General features: G+C 42.2%; 28 protein-coding genes. 13 read left to right on the forward strand and 15 right to left on the reverse strand.

The features are described from left to right. Positions 1-157 precede the first annotated feature (157 nt). Together ACM0OP_RS18505 and ACM0OP_RS18510 are read right to left on the reverse strand one after the other, a co-directional pair. Positions 158-538: an RNA-guided endonuclease InsQ/TnpB family protein gene (locus ACM0OP_RS18505; RefSeq protein ID WP_414529917.1), complete on the reverse strand. Its 381-nt coding sequence runs from the start codon at positions 536-538 to the stop codon at positions 158-160. 96 nt (positions 539-634) lie between these two features. Continuing rightward, on the reverse strand, positions 635-1,294 hold the full coding sequence (locus ACM0OP_RS18510) for a DUF3386 domain-containing protein (RefSeq protein WP_414529891.1): 660 nt from the start codon (positions 1,292-1,294) through the stop codon (positions 635-637). A gap of 102 nt (positions 1,295-1,396) precedes the next feature. Between ACM0OP_RS18510 and ACM0OP_RS18515 the strand changes: the two genes are divergently transcribed. Then, the gene (locus tag ACM0OP_RS18515; protein ID WP_414529892.1) at positions 1,397-2,071 is read left to right on the forward strand and encodes a LuxR C-terminal-related transcriptional regulator; all 675 of its coding nucleotides are present in this window, start codon (positions 1,397-1,399) and stop codon (positions 2,069-2,071) included. A 103-nt stretch (positions 2,072-2,174) separates the two neighbouring features. Here ACM0OP_RS18515 and ACM0OP_RS18520 read toward each other — a convergent pair whose 3' ends face one another. The 3 genes from ACM0OP_RS18520 to fabI form a co-directional block, all read right to left on the reverse strand. Continuing rightward, a complete protein-coding gene (locus tag ACM0OP_RS18520) occupies positions 2,175-3,155 on the reverse strand; it encodes an ABC transporter ATP-binding protein (RefSeq protein ID WP_414529893.1) in 981 nt (326 codons plus the stop codon). A gap of 68 nt (positions 3,156-3,223) precedes the next feature. After that, positions 3,224-3,844: an imidazoleglycerol-phosphate dehydratase HisB gene (hisB, locus tag ACM0OP_RS18525; protein WP_414529894.1), complete on the reverse strand. Its 621-nt coding sequence runs from the start codon at positions 3,842-3,844 to the stop codon at positions 3,224-3,226. Positions 3,845-3,950: 106 nt separating this feature from the next. Beyond that, positions 3,951-4,727: an enoyl-ACP reductase FabI gene (fabI, locus tag ACM0OP_RS18530; protein ID WP_414529895.1), complete on the reverse strand. Its 777-nt coding sequence runs from the start codon at positions 4,725-4,727 to the stop codon at positions 3,951-3,953. A 375-nt stretch (positions 4,728-5,102) separates the two neighbouring features. Here fabI and ntcA point away from each other — a divergent pair, with 375 nt between their 5' ends. From ntcA to ACM0OP_RS18545, 3 genes are all read left to right on the forward strand, one after another. Further along, complete coding sequence (gene ntcA / locus ACM0OP_RS18535) at positions 5,103-5,774, forward strand: global nitrogen regulator NtcA (protein ID WP_414529896.1); 672 nt, start codon at positions 5,103-5,105, stop codon at positions 5,772-5,774. Between the two features lie 188 nt (positions 5,775-5,962). Continuing rightward, positions 5,963-7,369, forward strand: coding sequence for a DUF3084 domain-containing protein (locus ACM0OP_RS18540; RefSeq protein ID WP_414529897.1), 1,407 nt, complete (start codon positions 5,963-5,965; stop codon positions 7,367-7,369). A 115-nt stretch (positions 7,370-7,484) separates the two neighbouring features. After that, positions 7,485-7,925: a pre-16S rRNA-processing nuclease YqgF gene (locus ACM0OP_RS18545; RefSeq protein WP_414529898.1), complete on the forward strand. Its 441-nt coding sequence runs from the start codon at positions 7,485-7,487 to the stop codon at positions 7,923-7,925. Between the two features lie 21 nt (positions 7,926-7,946). Here ACM0OP_RS18545 and ACM0OP_RS18550 read toward each other — a convergent pair whose 3' ends face one another. Then, positions 7,947-8,210: a DUF3146 family protein gene (locus ACM0OP_RS18550; protein ID WP_414529918.1), complete on the reverse strand. Its 264-nt coding sequence runs from the start codon at positions 8,208-8,210 to the stop codon at positions 7,947-7,949. 89 nt (positions 8,211-8,299) lie between these two features. Here ACM0OP_RS18550 and pdxH point away from each other — a divergent pair, with 89 nt between their 5' ends. Beyond that, positions 8,300-8,941, forward strand: coding sequence for a pyridoxamine 5'-phosphate oxidase (gene pdxH, locus ACM0OP_RS18555; RefSeq protein WP_414529899.1), 642 nt, complete (start codon positions 8,300-8,302; stop codon positions 8,939-8,941). 127 nt (positions 8,942-9,068) lie between these two features. On the opposite strand, the gene ACM0OP_RS18560 is transcribed toward pdxH, so the two are convergent. Further along, positions 9,069-9,971 carry a DUF3153 domain-containing protein gene (locus ACM0OP_RS18560; protein WP_414529900.1) on the reverse strand — a complete coding sequence of 301 codons (903 nt, stop codon included), beginning with the start codon at positions 9,969-9,971 and terminating at the stop codon, positions 9,069-9,071. Between the two features lie 43 nt (positions 9,972-10,014). Beyond that, a complete protein-coding gene (locus ACM0OP_RS18565) occupies positions 10,015-10,542 on the reverse strand; it encodes a tetratricopeptide repeat protein (protein WP_414529901.1) in 528 nt (175 codons plus the stop codon). Positions 10,543-10,930: 388 nt separating this feature from the next. On the opposite strand from ACM0OP_RS18565, the gene ACM0OP_RS18570 reads away from it, so the two are divergent. The 3 genes from ACM0OP_RS18570 (at position 10,931) to ACM0OP_RS18580 (ending at position 14,340) form a co-directional block, all read left to right on the forward strand. After that, positions 10,931-13,147 carry a lytic transglycosylase domain-containing protein gene (locus tag ACM0OP_RS18570; protein WP_414529902.1) on the forward strand — a complete coding sequence of 739 codons (2,217 nt, stop codon included), beginning with the start codon at positions 10,931-10,933 and terminating at the stop codon, positions 13,145-13,147. A gap of 66 nt (positions 13,148-13,213) precedes the next feature. Then, positions 13,214-14,008, forward strand: coding sequence for a twin-arginine translocase subunit TatC (gene tatC / locus ACM0OP_RS18575; protein WP_414529903.1), 795 nt, complete (start codon positions 13,214-13,216; stop codon positions 14,006-14,008). After that, positions 14,005-14,340, forward strand: coding sequence for a tRNA-binding protein (locus ACM0OP_RS18580; RefSeq protein ID WP_414529904.1), 336 nt, complete (start codon positions 14,005-14,007; stop codon positions 14,338-14,340). The genes tatC and ACM0OP_RS18580 overlap by 4 nt, the downstream gene beginning before the upstream one ends. 77 nt (positions 14,341-14,417) lie before the next feature. Here the strand turns inward: ACM0OP_RS18580 and plsY are convergent, their stop codons facing one another. The 4 genes from plsY to ACM0OP_RS18600 form a co-directional block, all read right to left on the reverse strand. After that, a complete protein-coding gene (plsY, locus tag ACM0OP_RS18585; protein ID WP_414529905.1) occupies positions 14,418-15,098 on the reverse strand; it encodes a glycerol-3-phosphate 1-O-acyltransferase PlsY in 681 nt (226 codons plus the stop codon). Positions 15,099-15,163: 65 nt separating this feature from the next. After that, the gene (locus tag ACM0OP_RS18590; protein WP_414529906.1) at positions 15,164-16,384 is read right to left on the reverse strand and encodes a DUF3086 domain-containing protein; all 1,221 of its coding nucleotides are present in this window, start codon (positions 16,382-16,384) and stop codon (positions 15,164-15,166) included. A gap of 86 nt (positions 16,385-16,470) precedes the next feature. Then, positions 16,471-16,902 (reverse strand): DUF3119 family protein, encoded by a 432-nt coding sequence (locus ACM0OP_RS18595; RefSeq protein WP_414529907.1) that lies wholly within the window; start codon positions 16,900-16,902, stop codon positions 16,471-16,473. Between the two features lie 88 nt (positions 16,903-16,990). After that, on the reverse strand, positions 16,991-17,788 hold the full coding sequence (locus ACM0OP_RS18600) for an MlaE family lipid ABC transporter permease subunit (protein ID WP_414529908.1): 798 nt from the start codon (positions 17,786-17,788) through the stop codon (positions 16,991-16,993). A 395-nt stretch (positions 17,789-18,183) separates the two neighbouring features. On the opposite strand from ACM0OP_RS18600, the gene ACM0OP_RS18605 reads away from it, so the two are divergent. The 4 genes from ACM0OP_RS18605 to ACM0OP_RS18620 all read left to right on the forward strand — a co-directional run bounded on the left by ACM0OP_RS18605 (position 18,184) and on the right by ACM0OP_RS18620 (position 20,333). Continuing rightward, positions 18,184-18,480 (forward strand): hypothetical protein, encoded by a 297-nt coding sequence (locus ACM0OP_RS18605; RefSeq protein WP_414529909.1) that lies wholly within the window; start codon positions 18,184-18,186, stop codon positions 18,478-18,480. A 213-nt stretch (positions 18,481-18,693) separates the two neighbouring features. Beyond that, positions 18,694-19,515: a signal peptide peptidase SppA gene (gene sppA, locus ACM0OP_RS18610; protein WP_414529910.1), complete on the forward strand. Its 822-nt coding sequence runs from the start codon at positions 18,694-18,696 to the stop codon at positions 19,513-19,515. 94 nt (positions 19,516-19,609) lie between these two features. Continuing rightward, a complete protein-coding gene (gene aroH, locus ACM0OP_RS18615) occupies positions 19,610-20,011 on the forward strand; it encodes a chorismate mutase (RefSeq protein WP_414529911.1) in 402 nt (133 codons plus the stop codon). 37 nt (positions 20,012-20,048) lie between these two features. Beyond that, positions 20,049-20,333 carry a hypothetical protein gene (locus tag ACM0OP_RS18620; RefSeq protein ID WP_414529912.1) on the forward strand — a complete coding sequence of 95 codons (285 nt, stop codon included), beginning with the start codon at positions 20,049-20,051 and terminating at the stop codon, positions 20,331-20,333. A 114-nt stretch (positions 20,334-20,447) separates the two neighbouring features. On the opposite strand, the gene ACM0OP_RS18625 is transcribed toward ACM0OP_RS18620, so the two are convergent. The 3 genes from ACM0OP_RS18625 to crtR are packed head-to-tail and all read right to left on the reverse strand — an operon-like array spanning position 20,448 to position 22,106. Beyond that, positions 20,448-20,813, reverse strand: coding sequence for a hypothetical protein (locus tag ACM0OP_RS18625; RefSeq protein WP_414529913.1), 366 nt, complete (start codon positions 20,811-20,813; stop codon positions 20,448-20,450). A gap of 13 nt (positions 20,814-20,826) precedes the next feature. Beyond that, positions 20,827-21,192, reverse strand: a complete 366-nt coding sequence (locus tag ACM0OP_RS18630; RefSeq protein WP_414529914.1) for a papain fold toxin domain-containing protein — start codon at positions 21,190-21,192, stop codon at positions 20,827-20,829. Between the two features lie 26 nt (positions 21,193-21,218). Then, positions 21,219-22,106: a beta-carotene hydroxylase gene (gene crtR / locus ACM0OP_RS18635; protein ID WP_414529915.1), complete on the reverse strand. Its 888-nt coding sequence runs from the start codon at positions 22,104-22,106 to the stop codon at positions 21,219-21,221. Between the two features lie 427 nt (positions 22,107-22,533). On the opposite strand from crtR, the gene pyk reads away from it, so the two are divergent. Continuing rightward, positions 22,534-24,303, forward strand: a complete 1,770-nt coding sequence (pyk, locus tag ACM0OP_RS18640; RefSeq protein WP_414529916.1) for a pyruvate kinase — start codon at positions 22,534-22,536, stop codon at positions 24,301-24,303. Positions 24,304-24,362: the final 59 nt, after the last annotated feature.

The following is a 24,362-nucleotide window of genomic DNA, read 5'->3' on the forward strand; positions in this document are numbered from 1 at the left end:
ATCAACAAATACATTCTCGTACACCGGACGATATTTCTGAGCCGGGAGATGTATTGAGTCTCTGGTAGCTTTAGGGTTTGCTAAAGCCGGATGCTTGGTTAACTTGCTTGTCCGGTTTGTCGGGGGGAAAGGGGTAGCAATATCCCTGCCCTACCCATTAAACAGTAAGGAGTTCGTAAGTTTCGACTTTGTTTATGTTTTTAGCGGCATTTTCATCTCGGTCGTGTTCAGTTGAGCAATTCAAACACTGAACAGTCCGAACTTTCAAATCGAGCTTGCCCCATTTATAACCACATTCAGAACAAACTTGGCTTGTTGGTTCCCATCGGCTAATAACTACAAACTCACGGCTGTATTTCTGAGATTTGGCCTCGCATAAGGTTCTAAATTCTCTCCAACCCTGGAGACTAATTGCTCTAGAGAGTTGACGATTTTTTACCATTCCTGACACATTTAAATCTTCCAGGACGATAGTTTGATTTTCACTAACTACTTTGGTAGATAACTTGTGCAATAAATCTTTACGGGTATCTGCAATTTTGTTATTTGTGTCCCATTATTTCCGGTCAATAAAAAAAGAGCGATCGCACTACACCAACGCGATCGCTCATTGAGACTAGATTAAAAATTGATTCTAAGCAGCTACAGGTTGCGACAGTAGCTTAATGTTCGAGAAGATAAATTCTTGCACAGACACCTTTCCAGCAGCATCAGTGCGAATTTCTCGCCGATTTAAAATGAAATATTCACCAACTTTTTCATATTCATCGGTAAACTCACTTCTACCACCCTTTTGTTCCCCTGTTTTGGGGTCATGGTATACAGAGTCATAGGTGTGAGACAGATAACCTGCTCCGGTGTCATGACTGCTGAAAGTGTTAATTGTCACAAAAGTACCGTGAATTAAACGGTGAACATGGCAAACTTCGTTATTGCGAACCTTATATTTATCGCCTTCAGCTTTACCACCGACTAAAATTTCAGTTGCGCCAGTTTCCTCAGTTTCACCATAGCTAAATTTATTTTCACTATGGCTATCTTCAAAGCTACGACGTACCCGGTGAATAGCAATTTCCCAAGCTTGACCGTGGATGGCTTTTTTCGCTTGCTCATCTTCTACGTCCAACACTTCGGCTTTCAGATTACCATCAATGACAATTTTACCTGTAAATACTTTGTCATCATATTTATAAGTAATATCTGCGGTGTAACCGGGGAAAGTCTTATCCCAAGTGTAACGATTTTCGTAAGCAGCCCGGAAAAGTTCCTGAGCAGAAAGTTTTGTAATTGTCATCAGCTTCTCCTAGCGTGACTAGCTATATTAGCGTTTTATCTTGGCTAGTATTAGCATAGAAGTAAATATGAAGCCTTGCATAGTCCCCAAGTGGGTACACTTATGCCTAATTCTCTTTACGTTGTATTTCAAGCGATCGCCAATGTCAACAACGAACAGCAACTACGACTGGCGCTCATGGATCAAATTCGTGAGTATTTTGGCGTACAACATTGCGGTATCTATCTGATTGATGAACAGCTAACTGAGGAAATGAATGTTCAGGGTATCCCCTCAGTCTGTATGGAGAATAACCCGGTGGGGCGCTATGTAGTAGAAAGACACGCTCCCGCCCATGAACAATTACTATTGTCTCCAGGAGATTGGAAACATTTCTGTTCCCGTCAAGACCATGAACACGTTATGACTGGGCCGATTGTCTGTGATGGTGGCCTTGTGGGAACCTTAAACTTAGCCCGTGACGAAGGAACTGATGCTTTTAATGCCGATGACTTAGCTGATTTTAGCGCTTTGTGTCTTCATTTATCAGCAAAACTTGCCACTCTCCGAGCCAAAAAAGCCAAAATTTCTAATTCGCAATTAGTCAGTCCTTTAACCCCCCGTGAGCTAGAAATTGCTGAGTTAGTAGCACAAGGTTTAACTAATGCCCAAATTGGTGAGAAACTGTGGATTACCCAAAATTCTGTCAAGCAAGCCCTCAAACGGATGTTTCGCAAATTAGGTGTTTCGGCGCGGAGTGAGATGGTGGCAAAATTACACTTGATTTCTGTGAATTAGTAGTTTGTAGTGAGGACTTTAGTCCTCAAATAAAGGCTTTAGCCCTGATGAGGAAATGAATTACCCCTTACCCCACTCCCTACTCCCTACTCCCCAGATATATCTAATTAACAGATGGTTTTGGCTGTAACTGTTCCATGAAGAAATCTTCTAAAGAATGACGAGATAATTTCATAGAAATTATTTGCCCGTTCATTAAACGTAGACTGGCCAGAAAATCATAGTAATCTTCTTGTAAAGTACCTTGCCAAGAACCATCAGTTTCAAAGGTTAGATTAGGTATCCACTGTTTCAAAACCTCAGAGTCACCGCCCCGACCTTTGATGTAGTATGTTTGGTCATTACCTAAAAGTTCCTCTAGAGAACCAGAACAAATCACTTCACCTTTAGAAAGGATAGCAATGCGATCGCAAATTTGTTCCACTTCACTCAGCACATGGCTATTGAAGAAAATTGTTTTACCTGCGGCTTTCAGTGAAAGAATAATTTCCCGCATTTGGTAGCGTCCCAAAGGATCTAAACCAGACATGGGTTCATCCAGAAATATCAACTCCGGATCATTAATCAGTGCTTGCGCCATCCCCACACGCTGCAACATCCCCTTAGAATAGCGACGCATGGGCTTTTTCCGCGCATCAACCATAGATAAACCCACCAGTTCCAACAATTGCGGAATCCTTTCCCGTTGGACTTTTTGGGGAATTTGGAACAACCCCGCCGCTAATTCCAGAAATTCCCAGCCAGTGAGATAGTCATATAAATAAGAATTTTCTGGGAGGTAGCCAATCATTTGCTTAGTATGGCGATCGCCCAGGGGCTTACCCAATAACAAACCCTTACCAGAACTAGGGCGAATAATTCCCAACAACAGCTTTAAAAGAGTTGTTTTCCCAGCGCCATTCGGCCCTAATAACCCAAAAGTCTCCCCTTTATTCACCTTAACAGAACAGCTTTTAAGAGAGACAATTTTTTGATTCATCCAAAAACCCGTACGATAGACTTTTCGCAAATCAGCAGTTAGGACTACTGGCGGGTTATCCATAGTATTCAGTTGATTTTCAGGGATTTCTACATCAGATTTCATGTTACAACTACCACATAGTTAATCAATTACCAATTGAGAACTTCAGTGGTTCCTTTAGCCTCACTACACTATAGAATACCCTTAGAGCTAGGAATTGTACCAGCACGACGAGAATCAATTTCCACAGCCATCCGGGTAGCCCTAGCAAAAGCTTTAAATGTCGCCTCAATAATATGATGGGAATTAATGCCATCCAATTGACGAATATGCAGAGTCATTTGGCTATGATTAACCAACGCCACAAAAAACTCCCGTACTAGTTGAGTGTCATAGGTTCCCACACGCTGGGTAGGAATTTGTAACCCATAGCTGAGATGAGGTCTACCAGAAAAATCCAGAGCCACTTGTATCAAAGCTTCATCCAGGGGAGCCAGAAAATTACCAAAACGCACAATACCTTTTCTGTTACCCAACGCTTGACAAAAAGCCTGTCCTAAAGTTATGCCCACATCTTCATTAGTGTGGTGGTCATCAATTTCCCAGTCTCCTTGGGCTTGGACATTTAAATCAATCAACCCGTGGGAAGAAATTTGATGCAACATATGATCCAAAAATGGAATCCCAGTGGCGGCGGTACAAATGCCTGTACCATCCAAGTTAATCGTGACTTTGATATCTGTTTCGCCAGTAGTGCGATGAACAGAAGCAACGCGGGCAGTTTGATTTAAATTCAGGGTTTCTGTTTGCATGAGTGGGAAGTGTGGGGAAGAGGCAGGGGTGCAGGGTGCAGGGTGCAGGGGGGAAGAGGCAGAGGGACGCAGGGGGCAGGGTGCAGGAGGGAGTAATAATTAATGATTACATTCCCATTATTTCGTAGCCGGCATCGACGTATAAAACTTGTCCTGTAATGCCACTGGCTAAATCGCTAGCCAAGAAGGCCGCAGTATTCCCTACTTCTTGCTGGGTGACAGTGCGTCGCAGGGGCGCTACTTCTTCTACATGGTGAATCATATCTAAAATTCCTCCCACTGCGGAAGATGCTAAGGTGCGTATTGGTCCTGCGGAAATGGCATTGACGCGAATATTTTGCGGCCCCAATTCAGCAGCCAAATAACGTACACTAGATTCTAATCCGGCTTTGGCTACTCCCATAACGTTGTAGTTAGGAATTGCTCTCACTCCTCCCAAATATGTCAAAGTGATAATGCTACCACCTTCTGTCATTAGGGGTTGGGCTGCACCGCTTAACTGCACTAAGGAATAGGTGCTGATTTCTAACGCTGTTTTGAAACCAGAACGTGAGGTTTGACTAAAACCACCAGTCAAATCATCTCTATTGGCGAAGGCTAGACAGTGGATGAGAATGTCTAATTTTCCCCACTGGTCGCGCACGGCTTCAAAGGTGGATTGCACCTGTGCGTCATCTTGGACATTACAGGGAACAAATAAGCTGGGGTTGAGAGGTTCTACTAATTCCGCCACCTTTTTCTCCATTTTCCCACGCTCATCTGGGAGGTAGGTAATACCCAAGTTAGCGCCGGCTTTATGCAGTTGTTGAGCAATGCCCCAGGCGATGGAACGGTTATTGGCAATTCCTGTAACTAAGGCGTTTTTTCCAGTCAGATTTAGCATACAAAATTTAAATGTGATCAATTATTAGGAGCATACTAGAATCTGACGCGAGTTTGTCTTCATTGTCGAGATCATTTGCCAAAATCGTGATCAAAATCAACCTTTTATGAAAAGTTTCTCCAGATAATCCTGAAGAGATTCTCAAGATATCGTGAATTTTTTCCTAAAAAACCTGATGACCAGAACTGTGTAAGTACTTATAACAACTACTAGCTAAAAACAGCAAAAATTATGTATCATTGTGAACAAATAGCTATGAAGTTATGGGTTTAAGTATAGGAATGCACAGAAAGGTTGACGGTGCTTTATTGATTTTTCAGGTGTATTCTTAGGTAATCAGTTTTTGTTTTTCCGGCATTGGGTAGGGGAAGGGAGATGATCGTGACACAAGACAAAGCCCTAGCAAATGTATTTCGCCAGATGGCAACGGGGGCATTTCCTCCAGTTGTAGAAACGTTTGAACGCAATAAAACAATATTTTTTCCCGGCGATCCTGCTGAACGAGTTTATTTTCTTTTGAAGGGTGCTGTGAAACTTTCCAGGGTATATGAGGCAGGAGAGGAAATAACGGTAGCACTGCTACGGGAAAATAGTGTTTTTGGTGTGTTGTCATTACTGACGGGAAACAAGTCCGATAGGTTTTACCATGCAGTGGCTTTTACACCTGTAGAGTTACTGTCAGCGCCAATTGAACAAGTAGAGCAAGCCTTAAAGGAAAATCCAGAATTATCAATGTTGATGCTGCGAGGCCTTTCTTCGCGGATTTTACAGACGGAGATGATGATTGAAACCTTGGCTCACCGCGATATGGGTTCTAGGTTGGTGAGTTTTTTGTTAATTCTTTGCCGTGATTTTGGTGTTCCTTCGACAGATGGGATTACGATTGATCTGAAATTATCTCATCAGGCGATCGCCGAAGCAATTGGTTCCACACGAGTCACTGTCACTCGCTTATTAGGAGACTTGCGAGAGAAACAAATGATTTCTATCCACAAAAAGAAGATTACTGTGCATAAACCTGTTACGTTGAGTAAGCAGTTTACCTAGAACTATGGGAGATGGGATGGCAAATGTTGTGTTCTGGAAAATTACACCCATAGCTGGAGAAAAATCTAAAATTATGATTAATTTCCGGTATTGCCTATCTCCCATCCTCTACAAGATCATCATTGAAAGTAGTAGGCTGTATCTGGACGCATTATGCCTCCGACACCTGAAGTGAACGATAGCTCACAATGACCACCGGGTACATCCTGATAGCGGCAATTTTAATTTTGGGGGGCGTAATCGCCACCGTGGGCGATCGCATTGGCACACGGGTGGGTAAAGCACGCCTCTCACTGTTTAACCTACGTCCGAAAAAAACTGCTGTATTGGTAACGATATTTACAGGCGGATTAATTTCGGCTTCCACATTAGGGATATTATTTGCGGCTGATGAAGGCTTGCGCCAAGGTGTATTTGAGTTAGAAGATATTCAAAAAGACCTGAGAAATCAGAGGGAACAGTTGAAAGTTGCCGAAACCGAAAAAAGTCAAGTAGAAACAGAATTAAATACAGCTAGACTGGAACAAAGCAAAGCAGAGCAAAAGTTACAGGTAATTAACAAGTCTTTGCAAGCTGCAAATGCTAAACAACAAGCAACCGCAACTCAACTTAAAAGTACCCAAAGCCAATTAGGTGCAGTAGTCAATCAGTATCAAGAGGCTTTAACAGAACTGCAAAGCGTTTATGACCAAAGAGAGGCATTGCAGGGAGCTATTGAAGAACTGAAGGCAGAACGAGAACGAGTCTATGTAGAAGCTCAAAAAGCCATTGATGAGGCTAAAATAGCCGTTGACGAGCGCGATGGCAAAATAGCTGAACTTGATGGCATGATTAAACAACGTAATCAAGAAATTACGGCGCGAGAAGAAGTGATAGCCCTGAGAGAGTCTCGCCTCAAAGAATTGGAAAGACAACAGAATTATTTAGAGCAAGAAGTCGCCAGACTAGAAAAATTTTATCAGTCTTACCGTGACCTGCGTTTAGGTAAATTAGCGTTAGTTCGTAATCAAGTTTTGGCTGCCAATGTGGTTCGTGTCAATCAACCTAGTGCAGCCCAGAAAGTAGTTGTGCAGCTTTTGCAAACAGCTAACCAAAATGCCAATATTCAATTAACTGAACCAGGGGAAATTCCAGCAAATAAGCAACTTCTACTGATTACCCCAGACAGAATAGAGCAATTGAGTCAACAGATTCAGGATGGGAGAGAATACGTTATCCGCATTTTTTCTGCTGGTAATTATGTGAGAGGCGAAAACCAGATAGAATTTTTTGCAGATGCTGCCCGCAATCAATTGGTATTTTCCGCAGGTGAAATACTAGCGACAAGTACGGCTGATCCCAAAATGATGACACCTTATCAGCTATCACAGCGATTGGATTTGCTGATTTCTGCCTCGGAATTTCGGGCGCGTAATGCTGGTATTGTCGAGGGTTTGTTAAGAGAAGGTTCTCATTTACGCTTTTATTTTCAACTTAGGCAGTATGATCAACCATTAGAAATCAAAGCCATAGCGATGGAAGATACCTATACAGCAGGACCTTTAAGAATTAGACTTTTAGCTTTAATTGATGGTGAAGTAGTTTTTAGCACTTAAAATTTACCCTGAGCAGACAGTTAAATAATTATTAAAAATCATTAAATAATCAAACGCTGACAATTAAATAGTTTCAAGCCTACTCCCTACTCCCTATTCCCTACTCCCCCCTATTATGACTTTCAGTGAATTTTCACCAACACAACCAGTGATCTTAGGTTTCGATCCCGGTAGAGATAAATGTGGTTTAGCAGTCATGGGATTAGATAGGCAATTATACTATCACCAAGTTGTGACAGCACCAAAGGCGATCGCCACCATTGAAACCCTGCGCCAACAGTTTCCCGTGTCCTTACTAGTCATGGGTAATCAAACCACCGCTAAACAGTGGAAACAGCAATTAAGCGCAGCATTGTTAGAGCAACTGAGCATCATTCTAGTAGATGAGCGCTACAGCACCTTAGAAGCACGCGATCGCTATTGGCAAATGTATCCCCCAAAAGGCCTAACCAAACTCCTCCCACAGGGCATGAGACAGCCACCCAGACCCATAGATGATATAGTTGCCCTCCTGTTAATTGAAAGATACCTAAATCGCCTCACCACCAATAATTAATCCTCAGCAAAGTGCTAATCACTAAAGTTCAGCCCTAATGGTAAAAGCATAATCGCCCCCCGGCTCCAACTTATAGTCCTGTTGTTCTAAAAAACGACCAAGAGGCTCTTTAATCAAAGCCCGACCTTGAGAAGGCTTAACAGACAATTCTCCTCGGCGAAAATGCCATTGGAAATGCCACTCAAAATTACCCGCACTAACTTCACCTTCAAGCAAGCCGAGTGGCCACGATTGACGGATAATTCTGACATGGGCAGTAGTTTCTGGAAGACGTTTGGCACTCACAATGCTTTGTGTCACGTGTGGGATAACAGCCCAATCAATAGGCTACTTCTTTTATTTACCAAACTTATTGAAAATAAACAAACTGACACATGGATAAAACCGTAGCCGACCTCCGCAAAGATTACACTTTAGAAGGTTTAAGCAAAACCGAAATTAACCCCAATCCTTTTATTCAATTTAAAAAATGGTTTGAACAAGCATTAGCAGCCCAACTACCTGAACCTAATGCCATGACTCTAGCCACAGCCACACCGGATGGTCAGCCCGCCGCCAGAATGGTGCTACTCAAAGATTTTGATGAACGAGGCTTTGTTTTATTCACCAACTACAACAGTCATAAAGGACAAGAACTAGCAACAAATCCCCAAGCCGCCCTAGTCTTTTGGTGGGCAGAATTAGAACGCCAAGTCAGAATTGTCGGAACAGTAGAGAAAATTTCCTCAAAACAGTCTGATAGCTACTTTGAAATGCGTCCCCCCAATAGTCGCTTAGGTGCTTGGGCTTCTAATCAAAGTGAAGTAATTGCTGGTAGGGAAGTGTTAGAACAACAATTGCAGGAATTTCAGCACAGATATGAAAATCAAGAAGTTCCTCGCCCACCCCATTGGGGAGGCTACCGTATTATTCCCAGCCAAATTGAGTTTTGGCAAGGTCGCCCCAGTCGTCTCCATGACCGCCTGCTATATACTCGCATCGATGACAGTTGGAAAATTCAGCGTTTGTCTCCGTGAAGAAGGGAGTGGGGACTGGGGACTGGGGACTGGGGACTGGGGACTGGGGACTGGGGACTGGGTATTGGGAAGTAACAATCTTTCCCCCCACACCTCCCACACTTCCCACACCTCCCACACTCCTGCCTTACTTAGTGACTGCTACCTTGGTATCAGAGACAAATTGCACTCTGGGGTCTGGCATAAAACGATATCTTAAGTAAATTCCTCCCCAGATAAACAGGATAATTAACAAACCACCAATACCCAGAGGACTAGGCAACCAGAACACTACTTCTATATGGTTGAGTTGCCCTGCTTTCATCTGCCAGACTAATTCCTTGCCTTGCTTTTGCGGCTGGATAGCAGTTGCGGTTTTTTGAATATTTCTGGCTCCCCAAGGGGTGGTTAAGCTAAATTTTAAGTCGAGAATTGATGCTGTATCTGAGAGGACATTACCCCTGCTGGCAATTAATGAGAGCGATCGCAAGTCTAAATCATAAATTAAGCGATTTCTCACCAGCAGCAGAAAATTATTTTGCGCGATGATTAAATTAGATTCAATTTGCGGTAGTTCCGATGCCGATCCTTTCTTAACAGTCTGGGCTGTTTGATTAGTACGAGAGTTAAAAAAATCATTAAATTTTTCTTGCAACTCTTGTCCATTACTAAAAGGAATTTTCACGATAATTTCTTCTGAAGAAATTCGTTTTGTTGTCCCTTCTAGTTGACGAGTGCGGCGTTCTATACTGTGTAACCATTCATAGACATAATCGCCACTAAAGTTGGTGAGTCGTTCTGCTAACTTAATATGCTGTACTATTTCCCCACGATTGGAGTTTTTGAAGTTTACCCCTGCATCGTAATCAACACAACCAGTTAGTAGCAGTGATGTTAGCACCACCAGCCACAAAACCGGATTTTTGAGCGGAAATATGCTATTCATCAGATTTTTAGTCGTCACTTTGATCAATAAACCTATTCTGCTCAGAACAAAACTTAATCCCCTGATAAATCTGAGCAAAATCTTCCGCAAATTAGAATAATTCATCTATATATGTCCCAAAAAGTCAAATGTTTGTAACTAATCTTGACTAAAAACTCAACCAAGTTAAATAGAATATTGTTAACACAATAACAATTAGTGCTACCCAAATAAAGCGATTATCTTGAGTATTAACTTGGCTCAAATCCACTAATTCTGGTTCATTAGGTTGGGAAGGAGAAGATTTCTGGGGCTGGGCTGCGGCACGAATTTTACGCTCATTATCAGACAATGTTCCTAAATCTGGGATTTCCGTCATCCATTCACTGGGACGTTGCAGTTTAGGCGCTTTTAAAATGTACAGTAACTGCTTGGCTTGCTTACTAGTTTCTGGGAAAGGATGGCGTTGCAATTGTTGACATAGGGTGATAGCTTCTTCAGTCCTTCCGGCGGCTTCGTAGGCTGTCACTAGCCAAATTTCTACCTCACCCCCAAGGGGAGAATTTCGAGATAAAAGAGCGCTGGCTTTTTCCAAATTTTCTACAGCTTCTCGATACTTGCCATTTTCAAAGTTAATTTTTCCAGCCTGATAAAGACTTTTGGCGATTTCTAGACTTTCGTTACTCAGGTTCTGCATACTAATCAGCACGGCTTTGATATCTTGCTATATGTTAGTACGCTTTGTTTTTTTAGCTGACTATCGTAGGTTGTTCCTCGCTGATTTCCAGCTACAGGGCTGTCAAACTCCCAGGATATTTAGGTGAATTAGTCCGGTTTTATGGGCGAAATTGGCTAAAATTTGGACAAAATCTATACAAAAATCAATAGAGGAGAAATTTTGCCAGTTTCGGTAAAATGCTAAAAGCCTTAATTAATCTCCTGAAGGATTGTAACGTTGATAGCAAAAACGTTAAAAGATATGAGGTGCAATTAGTCGTATTGCTATAAAATACACCTTAAATAGCATCGAAAATTACAAAAATCGACCAAAAACCTTACCATCTAGCTGTCACCAGTAAGTATTCATGCTGAAAAAAATGCAAAAAAAACACATCACTCTCATTGTTTGTGCGGCACTGTTTGCCTTTTCAGCTGGGGCAGTTGTATCAGCACCTGAAATTGCCAAACATTTCGGAGGATGGTTGAATGTGGTGGGAAATGCGCCGGAACAAATCTCTACAGCTAATCAAGCTAATTCCGACGTATTTCCACTATTATCATTGTCTCCACAGGAAAGGGCTGAGAAATTAGAAGCTATTGCTAATGGTTCTAGTTCACCAGAGAGAGAACGCGCTCGTTATTTGTTAGCTAGTGATTTAATTAATGTCAGAGAGGCAGACAAGGCTTTAAGTTTGTTGCAAGGATTAGAAAGAACTTATCCTAGTCTTGGCCCTTATATTTTATTGAAACAGGCACAGGCAGAAGATATCTTGGGTGAGAGTGGTAAAGCTTCAGATTTGCGACAAAGGGTATTGCGAGAGTATCCCAATGAGGCGGGAAAGGCTAAAGCTCTGTATATGATTGCACTTCCTGAACATCAGGATACAGCGATCGCCGAATTTCCGTCTAATCCTCTGACCTGGGATATTATTGACAAACGGTTACAAGAAAATCCCAATCAACCAGATTTAAGGTTAATTTTAGGGCAATATGCCTTTAATAGAGCTGGTATTGTGGGGGTGTTAGATCAACTGGTGAAACAGCCTAATCTCACAGCTGAACAATGGGAAATTGTGGGTACTGCTTATTGGGAAAATAATCAATTTGCTAAAGCTGGAGAGGCTTATGTGGCAGCACCGGAATCACCCCGTAATCTTTACCGCGCGGCTAGGGGGATACAGATAGGAGGTCAGCAACAGGAAAAGGCGATCGCCATCTATAATCAATTAGTGCAAAAATTCCCCGATGCTAGCGAAAGCGGACTAGCTTTATTACGTTTGTCAGAACTGGCCAGCAGCCGTCAAGATGCTTTAGTCTACCTGGAGCGGATTATTACTAATTATCCCCAACAAGCAAGTAGAGCCGTAGTAGAAAAAGCCAGAATTTACGAAGGACTGAAAAACCCAGCCGCAGCTCAACAGGCTTGGCAATTGTTATTAACTGAATATGGTAGCTCTAATCACGCCGCCGAGTATCGCTGGAACAAAGCCCAAGAGCAAGCCAAAGCGAACAATTATGCCGCCGCTTGGGAATGGGCGCAACCAATCGCTACGGATAACCATAGCAGTATTTTGGCTCCCAGAGCAGGTTTTTGGGTAGGTAAATGGGCAACGAGATTAGGAAATGCCGCAGAAGCCAAATCTGCCTATGAGTATGTACTAAGTAATTTTCCTTACTCTTACTATGCTTGGCGTTCAGCTGTCAGCTTGGGGCTGAATGTGGGCAACTTTGACACTGTGCGCGACTTACAACCAGAAGTAATTCCCCATCAACGTCCAGTTCCTCCCGCCGGTTCAGAAACCTTTAAAGAACTGTATTTGCTAGGTGAAGACCGGGATGCTTGGTTGCAATGGGAAACAGAATTTTTGAATAAAACCCAGCCCACCGTAGCTGAACAATTTACGGAAGGATTAATTCGATTAACTAGGGGACAAAATCTCTCAGCCATTAACCTGATTTCTCGCTTAGAAGACCGGGAAACACCGGAGGAACAAGCGGAATATCAGGCTTTGAGTAAACAAGTGACTTATTGGCAAGCCCGCTATCCTTTTCTGTATCGCCAGGAAATTAAAAAATGGTCTGGGGAACGGCAGTTAAATTCTTTACTGGTGATTGGCTTGATGCGTCAGGAGTCGATGTTTGAGCCAAAAATTAGATCCGTTGTCGGCGCGACTGGTTTAATGCAGATTATGCCCAGTACAGGTGAATGGATTGCTCCTCAAATTAACTTAGATACCAAAAATCTCAACTTAGAAGACCCCAACGAAAATATTAATTTGGGAACTTGGTATTTAGACTATACCCATCGGCAGTATAACAATGACTCCATGTTAGCGATCGCCAGTTATAATGCTGGCCCTGGCAACGTCGCCCGGTGGCTGCGGACTATCGGGAAAAATGACCCAGATGATTTTGTCGAAGACATTCCCTTTAATGAAACTAAAAATTATGTCCGCCAAGTATTTGGCAACTACTGGAACTATTTGCGACTTTACAACCCAGAAATGTCCGCCAAAGTAGCCCAATATTCCGATGCACATACCCAATTAACCCAAAGACCATCACAATCTTCATCGAACTAAAAACATAGTTAAGTCGTTCCTTAGCCGGATACAATAGTTAACAAATGTTGCCTATTAAGCTGACTCATGACACCCTTACAAGATGTTGAAGCTGTAACTACTCCTGAAATACCACAGGAGGAATACGGCAACTCAGAAATGAATGCGCTCAATGACTTTCCCGATGAAGTGGAAATGTCACTCTTTGACCATCTAGAAGAGTTAAGACAACGGATTTTCTATTCTCTCATTGCTGTCGTAGTGGGTATGGTTGGCTGTTTTTTAGCCGTGAAGCCAATTGTGAAATTACTAGAAGTCCCAGCCCAGGGGGTAAAATTTCTCCAACTTGCTCCGGGAGAATATTTCTTTGTCTCCATCAAAGTCGCAGGGTACAGTGGCTTGGTACTTTCTAGCCCCTTCATTCTCTACCAAATTCTTCAGTTCATTCTCCCCGGACTAACTCGTCGAGAACGGCGCTTCATTGGTCCCATTGTTTCGGGTTCCACTGTATTATTTTTCGCTGGGTTAGTATTTGCCTATTTACTGCTGATACCCGCAGCCTTGAATTTTTTCATTAGCTATGGTGAAGATGTAGTAGACCAACTGTGGTCAATTGATAAATACTTTGAATTTGTGCTGCTACTGTTATTTAGCACTGGTCTAGCATTTCAAATTCCCATTATCCAACTATTACTAGCTAACTTAGGAATTGTCTCTTCTACAAAAATGATTTCCGGTTGGCGGTTTGTCATTATGGGAGCAGTAGTTCTCGGCGCTGTCCTTACCCCTTCCACTGACCCCCTGACCCAAAGTTTATTAGCAGGAGCAGTCTTAGGACTATACTTTGGTGGTATTGGTCTAGTGAAACTCACAGGTAAATGACACAAATCAATTATGCTGACTTTGAAAAAGTAGAAATCCGTGTAGGGAAAATTATCAAAGTTGCCGATTTTCCCCAAGCACGAAAACCAGCTTACAAATTGTGGATAGATTTCGGTGATTTGGGCGTAAAAAAATCAAGCGCCCAGATTACTAAACTTTACTCTTTAGAACAGTTAAACAATAGATTAATCTTGGCTGTGACTAATTTTCCCCCTCGCCAAATCGCTGATTTCATGTCAGAAGTCTTAGTCTTAGGCGTAGTTGTAGAAAATGGCGAAGTTGTGTTAATTCAACCAGATAAAAATGTACCATTGGGTCAAAGAATTTCATAGTCGAGAAAAAACTACAAAATTATCTGCGTTTATCTGCGTCCATCTGCGTTTACCTCACTTGAATGGAAATTGCTCTATCAGCCATCAACAGCTTTTTCCGGTGCTAACTTCTGACCAATTTTAGGTTCCATACCTGCAAGCAAACGCTCAATATTACCACGATGACGTAAAATTACATACAATCCCCCAGCAATGCCAAAGAGAATATAAGGTAGTGGTTGATGTAGAACTAACATCAAAATCGGCACTGCGATCGCACCAGTAATAGAACTCAATGATACAATTCGGGATACAGCAATACATAGACCAAAAACAGCTGCTGTCGCTAAACCCACTTGCCAATTCATGGCTAATAAAATTCCTAAACTAGTAGCCACAGACTTACCACCAGAAAAGCCCAAAAAGATAGATTTACTGTGTCCCAAAATGGCGCATAAACCAGATAAAGTAATGAGCCAGGGTTGCCAAACGAGAATATCTACCTGTGAGGGGATAAGATTTTCACTAGGAGCAAAAGAGAATAACCAGTAAATGAGTGCGATCGCTAAAACACCCTTCAAGCAATCAACCAGTAAAACAAAAGCTCCCGGTCCCTTCCCCAAAGTCCTTAACACATTAGTTGCGCCAGTGGAACCAGAACCCACTTGGCGAATATCAATTCCCTGTAACTGCTTTCCAGCAATATAACCAGTGGGAAAAGAACCCAAAAAATAACTCAGGACTAAAGCAACACCACACAAACTCAACCAAATAGCCATAATTAATTAAAACTGAACAAATAGTTAAAAGCTCGTAGTGAGGACTTTAGTCCTCGCCATCTCATCTAAAAATCATCATTGTAATTTCGCACAGTTTTAGGGTCAGGAGCGAACGCCAACCATAAAGGAAATTGCAACATGGCTAAACTAATTTGTTCTTCCGAATCATCAATGATAATTAAAGGTAATTGATTAGCCTTAACCAGTCGGTCAGCTTTCACCGCCAAAGCATCAGGGGTTTCAAACAAACCCACACCTTTATCCGGGCCAAAATCTGGGCGACCAATTCCTAAACAGTCTTGTAAACCGCGCCGCCATTCACCCAAACGTTCTGGAGAATTAGCTAAAACCAAAGTGCGGATACGGTCGCCATATAACCTGTGTAAAATAGAAGCCACCGCCGCAGCAATCAAAATATTTTGTACTCGGCTACCCATAGTTCGCAAAGCACCCCGTCCACCTTGGTTAAAGAACCAATCACTCACACGTTCCGCATGGACAGGTTCAAAAGTCCGGCGCAATTGCCAAGGCGGACCATAATAATCTGGTTTATTACGATATTGGTCAATCAAGCGGCGAATTTTATTTGTAGTCTCTTGAAACTGCTGCTGGGCAAATTGTGGTGTTCCTGGCTGTGTTTCAGGTGGTTTCACCTCCCGGACAACAGATTTTACCGGTTCTACAATCACTGGTGGTGTCAGTTGCAATTGCTCGGCTGACATAGCCAAATCCTGTAAACTACCCGTGAGATAATCTTTAAACCCCTGGACTCGAATAGCTAAATCTTGGGATGTTCCCGCAAAAGTGGTTCGCATTTCATTCCGGATGCGTTCTTGGCGGCGTTCTAGCTGTTCCACAGAAATTTGCAAAGCTTGTTTCCGTTGTTCTAAGTCCACCAGGGACTCTTTTACAAGTTTTCCTAAAGAAATTTGAGTTTCACTAATTTGTTTCTGAAGGGTTTGATAAGACCCCTTGAGATTAGCTATTTCCGCCTTCAGAGATGCTTCTGTGCGTTGTAACTCAGCCAATTTCTCTGGTGAATTATCTGGTAATTCCGACTCCACCACAGGAGTTGCTATTTCTGAATCAACCGCAAATTGAATATCTGCCACTTCTGGATCAGATATGATTGGCTCAATATGGGGATGATTTGGTTCTGTGTCAGTAGATGGAATTTCCATAACTGACTCTACAACAGATGATTTTTCTTCCTGGGGTTTTTCTGGTTCAATTTGTTCCAACCACTCATCAATCTGTTCTGGGTTTTGAGATTCCTCTGGGTTCATAAATAATAATGCAATTCCTAAATGATGCCAAAAATAACTTTCAAAAATATAGTCTAAATGCTAAATCACAGAACTGAGAACAGCACTCATATCCTGGGACAACGAGATTCTAAGCAAGACTGTAGGGTTTTGGGGTCAAACAAAATGGGTAAAAAGTGAATGCTGTTGACTTCCTTAAAATAAAACAAGATGGGGATTATATTCCAGAATATCCGCCAATTTTGCCATTCTGAATAGGGAAAACGCCGCAATAATTTTTTCCCTCTGTAAATATCTAAGTCTGTAGCAGTAAATTGTAACCGGATTGTTACAGTTTGCAACAGGAGAAATAAACCCAACAGTCCTATGACTACTCCTACCCACAGCTGCACCAGCAGTATGGGAACAGCAAGAATTATCAACACAATAGGGATATTGTAACTAGGCTGGAGTTCTACTGTTGATGTAGATTCAGGTGATGTAGATTCAGGTGCAAATGAACTGGTCACAGTTTCTGATCCTGTTTTATTGGTAGACATCTATTTTAATTTTAAGAGTGATTGGTCATTGGTCGTTGGTCATGAGGAAATAACAGTCTTACCTCTCTAGTCCCTCCGTCCCTCCACTTCAAAACCCTTGCAGCAATGAACTTCCCGTTCCTTGAAACATTAACCATGAGAGAAAAAAGTTGCTGATAAATATAATGAGCAAGGAAGTGACAACAGCAGTGGTGGTTGATTGTCCCACACCTTTGGCTCCTCCTTTAGTAGTCAAACCCCAACTGCAACCAATAACAGCGATTAACAAGCCAAAGCAACCGGCTTTAATTAAGGCGCTGAGAATATCCCAAATACCGACAAGGTTACGAGCTGAATCTAAAAACACACTATCGGGAATACCATAGAGATTGGTGGCAATAATTAAACCTCCTAATATCCCTGTGATCAAAGACAGCAGGGTTAAAATAGGCAGCATTAAGCAGCAAGCCAGTAGGCGCGGGATAACTAAGTAATCAATTGGGTCAGTTTTTAAGATAAATAAAGCGTCGATTTGCTCGGTAACTCGCATCGTCCCTATTTCGGCTGCGAATGCTGAACCGACTCTTCCCGCCAAAACTACGGCGGTGAGTACGGGTGATAATTCTCTTGTTAATGCTACAGCTAGGACTCCGCCTACCAGATTACTCGCGCCAAAGTTAATAAACTCCCGCGCTACTTGAATAGTAAATACTGCGCCCACAAATATAGCTGTTAATAGGGTAATAAATACCGAATCTGGGCCGACAGATGCCATTTGCTCTATAGTATTGCGCCAATTAATTTTTCCTTTCAAGAGGTGAACAATGACTTGTCCACCGAGGAAAACCGCCGCCAGGAGTCGCTGACTCCAAGCGCCTAAACCAGATTTGGATTTACGCTCACTCAATGTTTTGTGGTTAACTACTTCACTGCATTAAGAATAACGGATGTCTGTTGTTTAGGGGAATCAGTTATTGCTCAATGGGAAACACAATTTTCCTGTCTCGACCCAAAAAGATTAACTTAATTTAAACCTCATCTCAGAAAGTAAAGTTGTGTCACTGCTGTGTATGCAGGATAATTAGGCAAGGTTACAGGGGAAAAACCTTTGTTTAGCCTGGGTTTGGGGGGATTTTACCCTTTTGAGGCGGCAAATCCTTTTACGTGACAAGTGTCGGTTTATTTTAACTAAAACTTAAGATTTTTGACATATCTCCTGTTGGGGACCGATCGCACGTATTCTGGAAGATGAGATATTTGGTTTTCAGCGATTGTTCACCTTATCAACGGAGCCTGCGATAAATGTCTGTTTTCACCAACTTTCTCCGCTCTCTACTGCTAACGATGTTTTTTAGTTTTATTGCGCCCATGTCCTTAGTCGGTGGTGTATTATTCTTTTTACCCCTGATTGGTCATTTTCCCGCTTTACAAGGAGCAACTGAATCCAGCACCACTCGCATTCTACATTTCCTCTCGATTTTCGGCAGTGGTAATCCCCTTCATGGTCTGGTGGTCATTAGTTTAACTTGTAGTTTTGTGGGGGCGCTATTTGATACTTACGCTTATTGCCGTTATCAAATTTTACGCATTGATTCTTAAACTTTCACAGAGTTATCAAGTTTTAGCGCTCTGTAATTGAGGCAGCATTTATTGTTGCTAAATTTATATATAATTATCTTGTTTTAAAAAAAAGTAATTAAATAATTGAATACTTCTTTAATCGTTACCGAGGATTTCGGATATGCTCAAAACCCCAGGGATCAACTTTGGGGATTGTCCAATTCAGTGTATGATAGAGGTTTTTAACTGCTCATGGTTTGGCCTTTTAAATCGAAGTTTCGTAAACAAATTGCCCGGATTGAAATTACTGGTGCGATCGCTGGTGCTACTCGCAAACGTGTGTTAGAAGCACTCAAAACTGTGGAAGAGAAAAAGTTTCCTGCTTTACTCCTCCGCATTGATAGCCCCGGCGGTACAGTGGGAGATTCCCAAGAAATCTACAGCGCCCTGAAACGATTAAGCAAGAAAATCAAAATTGTTGCTAGTTTTGGTAATATTTCAGCTTCTGGGGGTGTCTATATTGGCATGGGAGCCGAACACATTGTGGCTAACCCTGGTACAATCACAGGGAGCATTGGTGTAATTTTACGCGGTAATAATCTGGAACGATTGCTGGAAAAAATAGGTGTTTCCTTTCAAGTTATCAAGTCTGGCCCTTACAAAGATATTTTATCCTTTGACCGTCAACTAACTTCATCTGAAGAAACCATCCTACAAGAGTTGATTGACGTTAGCTATGGTCAGTTTGTCCAAACCATCGCCGAAGCGCGATCTTTAGAAGTTGAAACTGTGAAAACTTTTGCTGATGGTCGCATCTTCACTGGGGAACAAGCTCTACAATTAGGTGTTATCGACCGTCTGGGAACTGAAGAGGATGCACGTTGCTGGACAGCAGAAATGGTGGGTCTTGATCCTGAGAAAACACCCTGTTATACCCTAGAGGAACGCAAACCTTTATTGAGTCGCCTGCTACCCGGAAGCCGTCAGGTTTCATCAGGACTAGGGGCGGGTATTGATTGGCTAGAATTTGAAATGTCTACCAGTGGTTTGCCACTGTGGTTGTATAGACCATAAATAATTCACTGTCATTGGTCTATAGTCGATGATTTATGACCAATGACTCATGACTCATCACTAAGTTAAGGAGAATTTTGGCGTGGAGTGGCAAATGCGAGCAATTCGGGGAGCAACAACTGTTGGAGAAAACAGCATTGAAGCGATTACAGAAGCGGTGACAGAACTGATAGATGAGCTAGAACAACGAAATCAACTCCCGCCAGAGCAGATGATTAGTGTTACTTTCTCTGTTACTCGTGATTTGGATGCGATTTTTCCGGCGGCGATCGCGCGATCGCGTTCTGGATGGGATAATGTCGCCATGTTGGATGTCCAGCAAATGCACGTCGAAGGTAGCTTACAGCGTTGCATCCGGTTCTTGATTCATGCTTACCTCCCAGCCTCTACAGCCATTAATCATATTTATTTACGCCAAGCTGCTAAATTGCGTCCAGACTGGAGTTTAACTCAGCCGTTACAACCATCACAGCAGATAGCCAAATCAAAAGTTTAAAATACGGTTGTAAAATATATGTAAAAATTAACACAAAATGAGCTATTACCGTGGTGATGCTGCTCAACTTTCTACCGTAGGCGGGAAAATGTTTACAGAGAGGGGAACTGGTGTCTTTGTCAAGTTAGAAGATTTTTTAAGTATTCTTGCCAAAATCGAGCAGCCCCTAGTAATCATCACAAGTGAAGGCTATTTCACTAAAATCTATAAGTATGTGACAGCATACAAAGGTTTTGTATTTTTTGCCGAATCTTTAGACAAATTAGAGTTTGGTAGCAATATTGAGGTAATTTACGCCCAAAGCCTCTGCACTGATATTTAAAGTAAACCAGAGTGCATCAATCTCAAGTCTATTTGGCTGTGTATAAAGTACGAAATATCAGCTAGTAACAGTCAGGTAGTGGCACCATTCATTATTTAGCTGTCGCTATCTTTTTCACTCTTGAGTCCCTGAAGCTACTTTCAGGTTATTCGTTTGATTTGATTTAATTTCATCGATATTTTCTGTTTGGATAAATTCGTCAAACAGGTCAAAAAAAATAGCTAAAGCAGTTTGTTGATCCTGCGAGAAAGATAAAATAATTTGATCCCAGGTTTGATTGGAAGTTCGATTAATTTTCTGCTGAATCCAGGATTGAAACTGGGAAAAATGCTTTTCTTGTGGAGTTTGAGAAATTCCCATCTGGCGATGGGCAAAGCAATAACCAGCTAAAAAAGTGCGGAGGTTGGAGATAGAAGTTTCTCCTAAATACATGGCTGGACGTTTCCGAATATTGGAGATTAGTTCATATAAATCAAACATCTTCCTCTCCTGCTTAAAATTCGGTTTCTGTGATTTGGAAATTGCCACCTAAATCTAGGACGGGGCAGTAAAGGTTATTCATCCAGTCTACTCTAGAAATTCCTTCGGGGTTAATGTTGTGGAAAATGAGTTCCTCTCCATCAATTTCTACAGATATCGCTTCATGTCTTCCGTTGATAGAAATGTTTTGTTGCAGCTTTTCGTCATAGATATTACAGAAAGGATCTTCTGTACTACCTGTGTATAGGCTAATCTGTTTGCCGGCGATGTTTTTAGTAACAAGAAATTGCCGCATAGCAATAGCACAGGCGACAGATTCAAAGATTTGGAATTTTTTAGCGATCGCACTCAATTGACTATAAATGGTGTCACCAGTCATATTTTAGTGAGCCAACCCTGGAATTACTAGTGATGACGACCAAATCTAATACCGATAAAAACGTCATACACAAATTCAAAAAAGTCCTTTTTCTGCAATAAACCCGATGTCTGAGGACTACCCTTTTCATCCAATAATGGCTTCATCGCATAATAGGCAGGTTGGTAATTATACCAAGGAATCGAAGGCCACAAATGATGTATCAGGTGGTAATTCTGTCCTAAAATCAGGATATTCAAGAGTTTACCAGGATAGACGCGGGCATTTTTGAAGCGATCGCGCTCCACAAAGGGACGATGTGGTAAATAATCAAAAAATAGTCCTAATGCTATCCCCACCAAAAACGCCGGGATAAACCAAAAATTGAGAATATAGCCTAAAAAGTGATACTGAATGGAAATATAAAAAATTGTCGCCACAATTAAACGACTAACGAACCATTCTAATAACTCATACTTCCGCCACAGTCGCCGTTGAAAGAAAAATATCTCATGGTATAAAAAGCGCACTGCAATCAACCATAACGGACCCCCAGTAGAAACATAATGATCGGGGTCATTTTTCGGGTCATTCACATGGCTATGATGCTGTAAATGCACCCGTGTAAACACTGGAAAAGCAAAAGCTAAGATTAAAGCACTACCATGTCCCAACATGGCATTAATTACCCGGTTACGGTGGGCTGATTGGTGACAAGCATCGTGAATCACCGTACCAGCACAGTGTAAACAAATCGTGTTAATAGTAAAACATACCCAGTCTGGCCAATGCCATAACCAGTAACCAAAGTTAGATAATACCAACATTGTTACCGTCGCTAAAAACAGCAGCAGTGTGGGATTAAAATCACCAGGAGGCGCTAAAAATTCCTTCGGCGGTATTTTCAGTGACTTCTGTGCCTCCAGTGTTACCATTCTTAACTCCTTTCGTCAGTAAACATTAAAAATATACGAGAGCGATAATTAGATAATAAACTTTTGTAAGCTTTTATTTAGCAATATTTAACCTTATCTTTGCCGAAGTATAGATGAATAGCGCTATGATTCCAGACGAGAGATAAGTTTTTGCTGATTAGTAGGGTGTTTAGGCAACCAGCAAATAGTTGGCTGAAAAATCTTCCAAAAGCAGGATGTAACCAAGTTTGGTGTACTATATCTACTCTATCTCACAACACTTGGGAAATGATAAGCACGGGAAAAATCATTTCGGATCAAAGTTACTCTCACATCCCCATTTATGCTCTGCTTCTTTTGGTTATGGATATAGCAGTGACTGAAAACGAAACGCCCCTTAACTTACTATGAATCTCTAGATAGAGATAGCCCCCTAGAATCAGCCCCTATGCAATTAAGAGACTCTCTACGCCGGACAAAAATTGTAGCAACAATTGGACCTGCCACTAGCAGCCCAGAAATGCTGAAGGCGATTATTGAAGCCGGTGCAACAACACTCAGGCTCAACTTTTCCCACGGTACTCATGCCGACCATCAGCGTAGTATTCGCTTAATTCGGCAAACAGCCTTTGAATTAAATCAGCCAGTAGCAATTCTTCAAGACTTGCAAGGCCCCAAAATTCGCTTGGGTAAGTTTGAACATGGGTCAATAGTTTTAGCCAAAGGCGATCGCTTCACCTTGACAAATCGCCCAGTTGTCGGTTCGCAAGAAATTAGCTGCGTTACCTACGAGCATTTAGCCACAGAAGTTCCAGTGGGTGCGAAAATTCTCCTGGACGATGGCCGGGTAGAAATGCTGGTAGAAAGTATTGACCTGGACAAAGGCGATTTACATTGTTCTGTCACCGTACCTGGTAAGTTGTCTAACAACAAAGGTGTCAACTTTCCTGGTGTTTACCTTTCCATTAAAGCCATGACCGACAAAGACCGCGAGGATCTGATGTTTGGTCTTGATCAAGGTGTAGACTGGGTAGCCCTTTCCTTTGTCCGCAACCCCCAGGACATGATCGAAATTAAGGAACTAATTTCCAGCACAGGTAAACAAGTTCCCGTCATTGCCAAAATCGAAAAACATGAAGCCATCGAACAAATGGAAGAAGTTCTCGCTTTATGTGATGGGGTAATGGTGGCTAGAGGAGACTTAGGTGTGGAACTACCCGCCGAAGATGTCCCTGTACTGCAAAAGCGGCTCATTGCTGCGGCCAATCGCTTAGGGATTCCCATCATCACTGCTACTCAAATGTTAGATAGCATGGTGAGCAACCCCCGTCCCACCCGTGCGGAAGTGTCAGACGTAGCCAACGCCATTTTAGATGGTACTGATGCCGTAATGCTATCTAATGAAACTGCTGTAGGTGATTTCCCCGTGGAAGCAGTAGCAACAATGGCACGCATTGCTGAACGCATGGAACAAGAAGAGGTACTACATCCAGTAGTCCGTCCCAAGCGCGATGATAAGCGTTCTATTCCCAATGCTATTAGCCAAGCTGTGGGACAAATTGCTGAACAGTTGGGATCTGCGGCAATTATGACCCTGACTCAAACCGGGGCTACAGCCCGTAATGTCTCCAAGTTTCGCCCTAATACCCCTATTTTGGCTGTTACACCCCACGTAAATGTGGCGCGTCAACTACAGATGGTTTGGGGCGTTAAACCCTTATTAGTCCTGGGCTTACCTTCAACTGGACAGACTTTCCAAGCCGCTATTAATGTCGCTCAAGAGCATAAATTGTTATTTGAAGGTGATTTGGTGGTGATGACGGCGGGTACACTCCAGGGGGTATCAGGTTCAACAGATTTAGTTAAGGTTGAGGTAGTCACCGCCGTACTAGGTCAGGGTATCGGTTTGGGACAAGGTTCGGTGAGTGGTCGTGCTAGAGTAGCTCACAAAGGTATGGATGTGAGCAATTTTAATCCCGGTGATATTTTAGTTGCACCCCGGACTGATGCTGATTTTGTGGAAGCGATTCGCAAAGCTGGGGGAATTATTACAGAAGATGATAGCCTCACCAGTCATGCTGCTGTAATTGCTTTACGTCTCGGTGTACCCGTAATTGTGGGTGTGAAGACTGCAACTGAAGTAATTCATGATGGCGCAATTCTGACTTTAGATTTGCAACGGGGCTTAGTGTATTCAGGAGCGGTGGGAACTCCGTAATGAATAATTCGTAATACGGATGAGACGGATTAAGGGATTTCACTGATTTTAGCCTCTTT

This window comes from Nodularia chucula CCY0103 (genome assembly GCF_963923915.1).
GTDB classification, from domain to species: domain Bacteria; phylum Cyanobacteriota; class Cyanobacteriia; order Cyanobacteriales; family Nostocaceae; genus Nodularia; species Nodularia chucula.

Excerpts from the sequence above, each read along its gene's own strand:
- ACM0OP_RS18510 (WP_414529891.1), bottom strand. The coding sequence starts at position 1,294 with ATGACAATTACAAAACTTTCTGCTCAGGAACTTTTCCGGGCTGCTTAC.
- ACM0OP_RS18515 (WP_414529892.1), top strand. The coding sequence starts at position 1,397 with ATGCCTAATTCTCTTTACGTTGTATTTCAAGCGATCGCCAATGTCAAC.
- ACM0OP_RS18520 (WP_414529893.1), bottom strand. The coding sequence starts at position 3,155 with ATGAAATCTGATGTAGAAATCCCTGAAAATCAACTGAATACTATGGAT.
- hisB (WP_414529894.1), bottom strand. The coding sequence starts at position 3,844 with ATGCAAACAGAAACCCTGAATTTAAATCAAACTGCCCGCGTTGCTTCT.
- fabI (WP_414529895.1), bottom strand. The coding sequence starts at position 4,727 with ATGCTAAATCTGACTGGAAAAAACGCCTTAGTTACAGGAATTGCCAAT.
- ntcA (WP_414529896.1), top strand. The coding sequence starts at position 5,103 with ATGATCGTGACACAAGACAAAGCCCTAGCAAATGTATTTCGCCAGATG.
- ACM0OP_RS18540 (WP_414529897.1), top strand. The coding sequence starts at position 5,963 with ATGACCACCGGGTACATCCTGATAGCGGCAATTTTAATTTTGGGGGGC.
- ACM0OP_RS18545 (WP_414529898.1), top strand. The coding sequence starts at position 7,485 with ATGACTTTCAGTGAATTTTCACCAACACAACCAGTGATCTTAGGTTTC.
- pdxH (WP_414529899.1), top strand. The coding sequence starts at position 8,300 with ATGGATAAAACCGTAGCCGACCTCCGCAAAGATTACACTTTAGAAGGT.
- ACM0OP_RS18560 (WP_414529900.1), bottom strand. The coding sequence starts at position 9,971 with ATGAATTATTCTAATTTGCGGAAGATTTTGCTCAGATTTATCAGGGGA.
- ACM0OP_RS18565 (WP_414529901.1), bottom strand. The coding sequence starts at position 10,542 with ATGCAGAACCTGAGTAACGAAAGTCTAGAAATCGCCAAAAGTCTTTAT.
- ACM0OP_RS18570 (WP_414529902.1), top strand. The coding sequence starts at position 10,931 with ATGCTGAAAAAAATGCAAAAAAAACACATCACTCTCATTGTTTGTGCG.
- tatC (WP_414529903.1), top strand. The coding sequence starts at position 13,214 with ATGACACCCTTACAAGATGTTGAAGCTGTAACTACTCCTGAAATACCA.
- ACM0OP_RS18580 (WP_414529904.1), top strand. The coding sequence starts at position 14,005 with ATGACACAAATCAATTATGCTGACTTTGAAAAAGTAGAAATCCGTGTA.
- plsY (WP_414529905.1), bottom strand. The coding sequence starts at position 15,098 with ATGGCTATTTGGTTGAGTTTGTGTGGTGTTGCTTTAGTCCTGAGTTAT.
- ACM0OP_RS18590 (WP_414529906.1), bottom strand. The coding sequence starts at position 16,384 with ATGAACCCAGAGGAATCTCAAAACCCAGAACAGATTGATGAGTGGTTG.
- ACM0OP_RS18595 (WP_414529907.1), bottom strand. The coding sequence starts at position 16,902 with ATGTCTACCAATAAAACAGGATCAGAAACTGTGACCAGTTCATTTGCA.
- ACM0OP_RS18605 (WP_414529909.1), top strand. The coding sequence starts at position 18,184 with ATGTCTGTTTTCACCAACTTTCTCCGCTCTCTACTGCTAACGATGTTT.
- sppA (WP_414529910.1), top strand. The coding sequence starts at position 18,694 with ATGGTTTGGCCTTTTAAATCGAAGTTTCGTAAACAAATTGCCCGGATT.
- aroH (WP_414529911.1), top strand. The coding sequence starts at position 19,610 with ATGCGAGCAATTCGGGGAGCAACAACTGTTGGAGAAAACAGCATTGAA.
- ACM0OP_RS18620 (WP_414529912.1), top strand. The coding sequence starts at position 20,049 with ATGAGCTATTACCGTGGTGATGCTGCTCAACTTTCTACCGTAGGCGGG.
- ACM0OP_RS18625 (WP_414529913.1), bottom strand. The coding sequence starts at position 20,813 with ATGTTTGATTTATATGAACTAATCTCCAATATTCGGAAACGTCCAGCC.
- ACM0OP_RS18630 (WP_414529914.1), bottom strand. The coding sequence starts at position 21,192 with ATGACTGGTGACACCATTTATAGTCAATTGAGTGCGATCGCTAAAAAA.
- crtR (WP_414529915.1), bottom strand. The coding sequence starts at position 22,106 with ATGGTAACACTGGAGGCACAGAAGTCACTGAAAATACCGCCGAAGGAA.
- pyk (WP_414529916.1), top strand. The coding sequence starts at position 22,534 with ATGCAATTAAGAGACTCTCTACGCCGGACAAAAATTGTAGCAACAATT.